Source organism: Streptomyces sp. P5F9, assembly GCF_057961495.1.
The window spans coordinates 1-8395 of record NZ_JBXVPZ010000426.1 but is presented as its reverse complement, the minus strand read 5'-3'; the positions used below and the strand labels follow the sequence as shown (position 1 = coordinate 8395).

General features: G+C 71.1%; 8 protein-coding genes. 5 read left to right on the top strand and 3 right to left on the bottom strand.

Annotated elements, in window-relative coordinates:
• The 5 genes from AC31A1_RS41190 to AC31A1_RS41170 all read left to right on the top strand — a co-directional run.
• A partial coding sequence (locus tag AC31A1_RS41190) for an ATP-binding cassette domain-containing protein (RefSeq protein ID WP_489658208.1) occupies positions 1-672 on the top strand: 672 nt, incomplete at its 5' end.
• Entirely contained in the window at positions 644-2728 is a 2085-nt protein-coding gene (locus AC31A1_RS41185; RefSeq protein ID WP_489658207.1) for a YhgE/Pip family protein, read from the top strand. The genes AC31A1_RS41190 and AC31A1_RS41185, both read left to right, overlap by 29 nt.
• Before the next feature lie 62 nt (positions 2729-2790).
• Positions 2791-3420 (top strand): TetR/AcrR family transcriptional regulator, encoded by a 630-nt coding sequence (locus AC31A1_RS41180; protein ID WP_489658206.1) that lies wholly within the window; start codon positions 2791-2793, stop codon positions 3418-3420.
• A gap of 384 nt (positions 3421-3804) precedes the next feature.
• A complete protein-coding gene (locus AC31A1_RS41175; protein ID WP_489658205.1) occupies positions 3805-4443 on the top strand; it encodes a DUF4126 domain-containing protein in 639 nt (212 codons plus the stop codon).
• Positions 4444-4488: 45 nt separating this feature from the next.
• Entirely contained in the window at positions 4489-6000 is a 1512-nt protein-coding gene (locus AC31A1_RS41170; protein ID WP_489658204.1) for a phytoene desaturase family protein, read from the top strand.
• Positions 6001-6041: 41 nt separating this feature from the next.
• Here AC31A1_RS41170 and AC31A1_RS41165 read toward each other — a convergent pair whose 3' ends face one another.
• The 3 genes from AC31A1_RS41165 to AC31A1_RS41155 form a co-directional block, all read right to left on the bottom strand.
• On the bottom strand, positions 6042-7046 hold the full coding sequence (locus AC31A1_RS41165; RefSeq protein ID WP_489658203.1) for an SCO2102 family sporulation regulator: 1005 nt from the start codon (positions 7044-7046) through the stop codon (positions 6042-6044).
• 56 nt (positions 7047-7102) lie between these two features.
• Positions 7103-8026, bottom strand: a complete 924-nt coding sequence (metF, locus tag AC31A1_RS41160) for a methylenetetrahydrofolate reductase [NAD(P)H] (RefSeq protein WP_489658202.1) — start codon at positions 8024-8026, stop codon at positions 7103-7105.
• Positions 8027-8137: 111 nt separating this feature from the next.
• Positions 8138-8395, bottom strand: a 258-nt coding sequence (locus AC31A1_RS41155; RefSeq protein WP_489658201.1) for a thiamine phosphate synthase, incomplete at its 5' end; no start/stop codon positions are given.

The following is an 8395-nucleotide window of genomic DNA, read 5'->3' as shown; positions in this document are numbered from 1 at the left end:
GCCGAGGACTTCGGGGTCGAGGGGCCGCGCGGCTGGGCGTTCCGGGGGATCTCCCTGGACGCCCGGCCCGGCTCGCTGATCGCCGTCGAGGGGCCGTCCGGGTCCGGGCGTACGAGCCTGCTGCTCGCGCTCACCGGGCGGATGAAGGCGTCCGAAGGGACCGCCGCCGTGGGCGAGTTCACGCTCCCGAAGCAGTCGGCGGCCGTACGCCGGATCAGCGCGCCGGCCAATGTCGCCGGGGTCACCGACCTCGAACCGGCGCTGACCGTCGGCGAGCATCTGCGCGAACGGGCGCTGCTGCAACGGCGGTTCGGGGACTCGGTACGCGGGCTGCTGCGGCCCCGCACCGAGCGCGCCGTCGAGGCGGGGCTGCGGATCGAGCGGGCGCTGACCGCCGCCGGGCTCGACCGCGAGGCGCTGCCCAAGGGCGGGCGGACCGCCGTACGGGACCTGGAACGGCCGCAGGAATTGCGGCTGTCCATCGCGCTGGCGCTCATCGGGCGGCCCGCTCTGCTCGGTGTGGACGACGTCGACCTCAAGCTCTCGGATGCCGAACGGGCCGAGATCTGGGCGCTGTTGAGGTCGCTCGCCGATTCCGGAACGACTGTCGTAGCGGTGTCCACCGAGGGGACGGAGAAGGCCGATGCACGCGCCACGACTGGCCGCGCTTGAGCTCAAGCGCTTCGGCAGGGGGAAGCTTCCACGCGCGGCGCTCGTCGCCCTCCTGCTGCTGCCGCTGCTCTACGGCGCCTTGTACCTGTGGTCCTTCTGGGACCCGTACGGCCGCCTGGACCGCATCCCCGTGGCGCTCGTCAACGACGACAAGGGGGCGAGTGCCGACGGGAAGAAGGTCACCGCGGGCGCCGACATCACCAAGGGGCTGCGGGACAGCGGAACGTTCGACTGGCACGTGGTGAGTGCGGCCACCGCGCGGAAGGGCGTCGAGGACGGCACGTACTACTTGTCGCTGACCATGCCTGCCGACTTCAGCAAGCGCGTCACCTCCAGCGCGGGCGACTCCCCGGAGACGGGCGCGCTCCAGGTGCGGACGAACGACGCGAACAATTACATCGTCGGGCAGATCTCCCGGACGGTGTTCAGCGAGGTGCGGTCGGCCGCGTCAACCAAGGCCTCGCGGACCTTCCTGGACCGCATCTTCGTGTCGTTCTCCGACATCCACGGCCAGACCGTGAAAGCCGCGGACGGCGCCGACAAACTCAAGGGCGGCATCGGTACGGCCGAGGAGGGTTCCAAGGATCTCGCCAACGGCCTGAAGGACGCCAAGAAGGGCAGCGGCAAGCTCTCCAAGGGCCTGAAGAAGCTGGACACGGGCGCGGGCGACCTGGAGGACGGCTCACAGCAGGTGGCGGCGGGGACGCAGACGCTTGCCGACACGGTCAACGGGGTCGCCGGCAAGGCGGGCCCCTTCCTGAAGGACAACGAGAAGACCATCGGGGACACGGCTCAGTTGGTCGCCGACTCGGCCAAGACCATTCGCGCCAACCTGGCCACCCTCGTGAAGACGGCACCGGTCGCCGCCAAGGGCGCGCACGCGGCCTCGGACACCCTGGACGAGGTCTACAAGGCGCGCTGCGAAGGCGTCGTCCTGAAGGATGACGCCTGCCCCGACCTGAAGAAGGCCGCCCAGGCCGCCTCCGACGTGGCGAAGGTCGCCGACGACGTGAACAGCCTGGTCGCCGACCAGAACGGCGACCTGAAGAAGCTCGACGCGAACCTGGCCACGCTCCAGACGCAGGCCCAGGCGCTCGCCGACCGCGCCCCGCACCTCTCCGAGGACCTCGACGACGCGGTGGCCAAGGTCAACAGGTTGAACGACGGTGCCTCGAAGGTCGCCGCGGGAGCCAAGACCCTGCACACCGGGCTCGGCACCGCCGGCACCGGCGCCGCCGACTTGGACACCGGCGTCGGCAAGCTCAGGACGGGCGCCGTGGATCTCAACGGCGGCCTGTACAAGCTCGTCGACGGCTCCGGGAAGCTCGCCGGCGGTCTGCACGACGGCGCCGCGCAGATCCCGGACTACGACAAGCAGGACCGCGACCAGCGCACCGGCGTCATGGCCGACCCGGTCCAACTGGCCTCCCAGGACCTGCACAAGGCGCCCAACTACGGCACCGGATTCGCCCCGTACTTCATCCCGCTGTCCCTGTGGGTGGGCGCGATGGTGGCCTACATGCTGATCGCGCCCATGAACCGCCGCGCGCTCGCCGCCGGTGCCTCCGCCTGGCGGATCGCGCTCGCGGGCTGGCTGCCGGTGGTCGCGGTCGGGGTGCTCCAGACGGTGGCCCTGATGGCCGTACTGCACTGGGCGATCGGCCTGGAGATGGTGCGGGCGGCCGGCACGGTCGGCTTCCTGTTCCTGGTGACCGCGTGCTTCGCGGCCATCGTCCAGTGGCTGAACGCCCGCTTCGGAGCGGCGGGCCGGATTCTCGTACTCGCCCTGCTGATGCTCCAGTTGACGTCGGCGGGCGGCACCTATCCGGTGCAGACCAGTCCGGGTTTCTTCAACGCGATCCACCCCTTCCTGCCGATGAGTTACGTCGTCGAGGCCCTACGGAGGCTCATCACGGGCGGTGGCCTGGGACCCGTGTGGCACGCGTGCGTGGTGCTCGTCGCCTTCACCGCCGGGGCGCTCGCGCTGACCGCGCTGTCGGCGCGCCGCCGCCAGGTGTGGACGCTGGACCGGCTGCACCCGGAGCTGAGCCTGTGACCCCGCCCAGGAGCTCGACACCCGTGCCCGGCACCGGAGCCGGGCCTGTGACAATCAGGCCCATGGAAAGCAGCAGCACCCCGTCGGGCGGCAGCACGCGCCGCGAGGCCACCCGGCAGAAGCTCTACGAGGCGGCCGTCACGCTCATCGCCGAACAGGGCTTCTCGGCCACCACGGTGGACGAGATCGCCGAGCGTGCCGGGGTCGCGAAGGGCACCGTCTACTACAACTTCGCCAGCAAGTCCGTCCTCTTCGAGGAGCTGCTGCGGCACGGCGTGGGCCTCCTCACCGCCTCGTTGCGGGAGGCGGCCGAGCAGACCGCGCGGGACGGCGGCACCAAGGTCGACGCCCTGGACGCGATGGTCCGCGCGGGCCTCGTCTTCATCGCCCGCTACCCGTCCTTCACCCAGCTCTACGTGGCCGAGCTGTGGCGCACCAACCGCGCCTGGCAGTCCACGCTCATGGTGGTACGGCAGCAGGTGAACGCGGCGATCGAGGACGTGCTGCACGCGGGCGTGGCCAAGGGTGAGTTCAGCCCTGAGATCGACGTCCGGCTGACCGCGGCCGCGCTGATCGGCATGGTCGTGGTGGCCGCCCTGGACTGGCAGTCGTTCCAGCCGGAGCGCTCCCTGGACGACGTCCACGCGGCGCTGTCCCGGCTGCTCCAGGGGCGGGTCAGCGGCGGCCGCTGACAACAGGTCACAAGACGAAAGGTCACAAGCAGAGGCGCCGGTCCGTTGTGGCCGCGTCCCCCGCGGGCCACCCCGAACCGGCGCCTCCTTGTGCTCCCCCGTACGTTCCCCCCTGTCGGAACCCCCGTTGGTCAGTCCCAGGGTTCCCCCGTGCCTCTCTTCCGCCGAGAGTCCGGCGGAAGGAGCGGCCAAGGGCGCGGGCCCCGTTCCGCCGCCCCGTGTCGGCGGTACCGGAGCCGCGCCCCTTTCCGTGCCACCACTCTCTCGTTCGCGCAGGTCGCACCCCATCCGCGCGCGTACTCATCTCACTCCCTAGGTACGGATACTCAGCCGTACGCACTCAGGCCCAGGACGCCATGTTGCCGAGTGGTTACTATCGCCTCCGTGTCCGTACTCCCCCTGGTCTTCACGAGCGGCTGGGCCAGCGGCGTCAACGCGTACGCGGTGGTGCTGCTGCTCGGGATCTTCGGCGCGACCGGAGTGACCGACGCGGTCCCCGAGTCGCTGCAACGCCCTGAGGTCCTCGTCACAGCGGGCGTCCTGTTCCTGTGCGAGGCGGTCGCCGACAAGATCCCCTACGTCGACTCCCTGTGGGACTCCGTGCACACGGTGATCCGGCCGGCCGCCGGGGCGTGGGTCGGGGCGGTGCTCGCGGGCCACAGCGGTTCGATGAACGATGTCGTGGCAGGGCTGATCGGCGGTTCCTCAGCACTGGCCAGCCATACCGTCAAGGCCGGGACGCGGATGGCGATCAACACCTCGCCGGAGCCGTTCAGCAACGTGATCATGAGCTTCGCGGAGGATCTCGGCGTCGGCGGGATCGTCTCGTTCGCGATGTTCCATCCCCAGGCGGCGGCGATCATCGCGGCCGTGCTGCTGGTGGCCGGACTCACGGTCCTGTTCTTCCTGATCTCGCGGATCCGGCGGTTCCTGCGCCGCCGGGCCCAGCACCGGGAGGAGAAACGGCTCGCCGCGCAGGTGGGACACCCGCCCGGACAGCCATCGGACCACGACCCCTGGTGACCGCCCGCGACCGGACTGTCAGTGGCGGCCGATAAAGTCGCGGGCATGGCACGGATTGCGGTGATCGGCGCCGGCATGGGCGCGATGGCGGCCGCTGCCCGGCTGGCCGTCGCGGGCCACCGGGTGGCGGTGTACGAGCGTACGGAGACGTACGGCGGTGCGGTGCGCCGCTTCGAGCGGGACGGGTTCTCCTTCGACACCGGCCCCGGTCTGCTGCCCGTGCCCGCGGTGTACCGCGACCTGTTCATCAAGACCGGCAAGGAGCCGCTGGAGGACCTGGTCGAGCTGGTCCAGGTCGACCCGTCGTCCCGGCACGTCTTCGCGGACGGCACGGAGGTGTCGTTGCCGAACGCGTCCCGCGCGGGCGTCGTCACGGCCCTGGACGAGGCCCTGGGCGGCGGCGCGGGCCAGCGCTGGGGCGACTTCCTGATCCGGGCCCGCGAGGCCTGGGACCGCACCCGCAGGCCGCTCCTGGAGGAGCCGTTGTGGCCCGACTGGTCGGTGCTGGCCGGCCAGGAGCCGTATCCGTCGGTCCCGCACAAGAAGCTGCTGCGCACCCGGCGGGCGGGCACCCTCGCCGAGATCGGCGCCTGGGAGCTGCGCGACGAGCGCCTGACGGCCCTCCTGGAGAGCCACGCGCTCGCGTACGGCCTGGATCCCCGGACCGCTCCGGCGAGCGCGGCCGTGCTGCCGTACATGGAGCACGCCTTCGGCACCTGGTATGTGCGGGGCGGTATGCGGGAGTTGGCGCGCGCGGTGTTCGAGCGGTGTCTGGCGAGAAGGGTCGAGTTCGTCTTCGGAGCCGAGGTCACCCGGGTGCTGGAGAAGGACGGGCGGGCGGCGGGGATTGAGCTTGCCGACGGCACGGTGGCTGACGCGGACCATGTCGTCGCGGACGTGGACCCCGCGCGGCTGCGGGCCCTGACGGAGCGTCCGCTGGACGAGGACGGCGATGTCCGGGCCGACGCGGACTCACCCCGGCCGGTGCGGTGCACGCTCCTGCTGGCTCTGCGCGGCCCGCGTGAGGACGGGGCCGTTCACCGGACGGTGGTCCACGCCCCGGACCGCGAGGCCGAGTTGGACCTTCTGGCCTCCCCCGGCGGTGACGAGCCCCGCTGTCCCACGGTGACGGTGCTGCGCCCCGACGACCCCGCGCTCCGGCCGGACGGTGACCACGAGTCCGCGGTGGTCTCCGCCGTGCTGTCAAGCGAGGCCGGCTGGGACGACGGGGGCACGGTCCGGCAGTACACGGACTTCCTCCTGGAGGCCGCCGGGCGTGCCGTACCGGGGCTGCGGGAGCGCCTGTTGTGGCACGAGGTGCGTACCCCGCAGCACACGGAGGGTGAGACGGGCGCCCGCTTCGGCGCCGTGCCCGCGCCCTCACTCGCCGCCGGGCAGGGCCGTTTCCTGCACCCGGCGAACACCACGCGCGTGCCCGGGCTCTACCGGGTCGGCGGCTGGTCCCACCCCGGCGGCGGGCTTGCGCACGCCGGTATGTCGGGGGCGCTGGTCGCCGGACTGATCGTGGAGGGACCCCAGTTCAAGGGGTCCCGGTAAGCAGCCTCTGAGCGACCTCAGTAATCGGGTCTCAGTAGGCTTCAGAAACGGTACTGCTCGTCGTAGCCGGGGCCCGACTGCGGCTGCTGCTGCGGCTGTTGCTGGCCGTCGCCCTGGTAGGGGTACTGCTGCTCCGGCGGCATTTCGCCGCCGTAGGTCTCGTCGTTGCGCTGCTGCGGGACCCACACCCCGCCGGCCGGGGTCTCGCCGCCGTAGCCGCCGTTGCCGTACTGGTCCTGCGTGTAGCCCTGTTGGGGATACTGCTGCTGACCGTCGTAGCCCGTGTCGTAACCCGTGCCGCCGTAGGTCTGGGTGCCGATGTACGGGTCGGAGTAGGCCGCGTACTGCTGCTGGCCGGTCGTGTCGTAGCCGTACTGCTGCTGGTCGTAGCCCGCGTAGGTGTTGTCGTAGCCGTAGTTCTGGTCGGCCGCCGCGTAGGCCTGGTCCTGGGTCTGGCCCGCGGCCGCCGCGGCGTACGCCTGGTCCGTGCCCTCGTAGTTGGGGTCGGTGGCGTTCGCGTACGCGGCGGCGCTGTACACGCCGTAGGAGCCGGTGTCGTCCGGGAGGGGCTGCGGCTCGTAGACCGAGGTGGCCTCGGCGGCCGTGGGGGCGACGGGGCGGTTCGGGGTGAACACGTCGTCGCGGTCGTAGTCGTCGTCCTGGCCGAAGGCGGCCTTGTTCTGGCCGTACTCCTGGAAGCCGTCCTCCGCCCCTTCGGGACCGGAGGCGTCCAGGTTCGGGTCCTGCTCGTCGGGCTCGCCGCGGCGGCGCTTGGTGCCGCCCGCGCCCGGCCGACCCGAGACCGCCCAGCCTGCTTCGAAGCCGCGGCGGAACGACAGCGTGACGTAGGTCTGGCCGACGGCGAAGGCCACCGCGCCCAGGCCGATCACGACGACGGAGGGGATCAGCACTCCGAGGACGACGCCCAGGAAGCCGACGAAAGCGAGCAGCCGCCAGCGCAGGCGTGCCTTGTACTGCAGCAGCACCTCACCGAGCAACCACAGTGCGACGATGCCGAACGCGATGTAGAGGACCGTCCAGCCCATGTACGCCCCTCTCCCAGTGGCCGCTACGCAGTGTGTCCTATTCCGGAGCGACCGGTCTAGGCCTGCGGTGGGTGGTGCAGGCCCAAGTTCTCGTAGATTTCAAGTGACGCCGTGGAGCTGTTGAGCGTGATGAAGTGCAGTCCGGGGACTCCCTCGGCCAGCAGCCGGGCGCAGAACTCGGTGGCGAACTCGATTCCGATCGAGCGTACAGCGGCCGGATCGTCTTTGGCTGTGAGGATTCGCTCTTTCAGGGCGGCCGGGATGTCGGCGTTGCTGAGCTGCGGCAACCGCTCCAGCATCCGCACGCTGGTCACCGGCATGACCTCGGGGATGACCGGCGTCGCGCAGCCGGCGGCCCCGACGCGGTCGCGCAGCCGCAGATACGACTCGGGTTCGAAGAACATCTGGGTGATCGCGTAGTCGGCGCCCGCCCGGCACTTGTCGACGAAGTGCGCGACGTCCGTGTCCCAGTCCGGGGAGCGCGGGTGCATCTCCGGGAAGGCGGCGACGCCGACGCAGAAATCGCCCGACTCCTTGATGAGCCGCACCAGTTCGGCCGCGTACGTCAGCCCCTGCGGGTGCGCCACCCAGTCGGCCATGGGGTCGCCGGGCGGGTCGCCGCGCACGGCGAGGATGTTGCGGATCCCGGCGTCGGCGTACTGGCCGATGATGTTGCGCAGTTCGGCGACGGAGTGGTTGACCGCGGTGAGGTGGGCGACCGGGGTGAGCGTGGTGTCGGCGACGATCTGCTCGGTCTCCCTGACCGTGCCCGCGCGCGTGGAGCCGCCTGCGCCGTAGGTCACCGAGACGAAGTCGGGGGCGACCGCCTCGACCCGCCGCAACGCGCTCCACAGGTTCCGCTCGCCCTTGGGGGTCTTCGGCGCGGAGAACTCGAACGAGTACGTCCTTTTGCCGGTCGCGAGCATGTCCCGCACGGTGCGTGCGCGATCAGTCCTGGTGGATGCGGTTCCGAAGGCCATACCCGCAGGTTAGTCAGGGGGCGGCGGTCACCCAACCAGAACTGGGAATTTGCCTGTTTTGTCGCCCCCTTGTCCACCCATCGGACAACAGCGCGACTTCCTGGACGCCTGTCAGAGCTGCCGCAGCCGCTTCGCGAACTCCGCCGCCGCCGCGCCCGGGTCGTCGGCCTCCGTGATGGCCCGTACGACGACGACGCGACGGGCGCCCGCTTCGAGCACCTCGTCGAGGTTGCCGAGGTCGATGCCGCCGATGGCGAACCAGGGGCGGTCGGCGCCCAGGGCGGCCGTGTACCGGACCAGGTCGAGGCCGGGGGCGTGGCGGCGGCGGAGTTCGCGAAGCGGCTGCGGCAGCTCTGACAGGCGTCCAGG

Coding starts and splice junctions, on each gene's coding strand:
- AC31A1_RS41185 (WP_489658207.1), top strand. CDS start 644: ATGCACGCGCCACGACTGGCCGCGCTTGAGCTCAAGCGCTTCGGCAGG.
- AC31A1_RS41180 (WP_489658206.1), top strand. CDS start 2,791: ATGGAAAGCAGCAGCACCCCGTCGGGCGGCAGCACGCGCCGCGAGGCC.
- AC31A1_RS41170 (WP_489658204.1), top strand. CDS start 4,489: ATGGCACGGATTGCGGTGATCGGCGCCGGCATGGGCGCGATGGCGGCC.
- AC31A1_RS41165 (WP_489658203.1), bottom strand. CDS start 7,046: ATGGGCTGGACGGTCCTCTACATCGCGTTCGGCATCGTCGCACTGTGG.
- metF (WP_489658202.1), bottom strand. CDS start 8,026: ATGGCCTTCGGAACCGCATCCACCAGGACTGATCGCGCACGCACCGTG.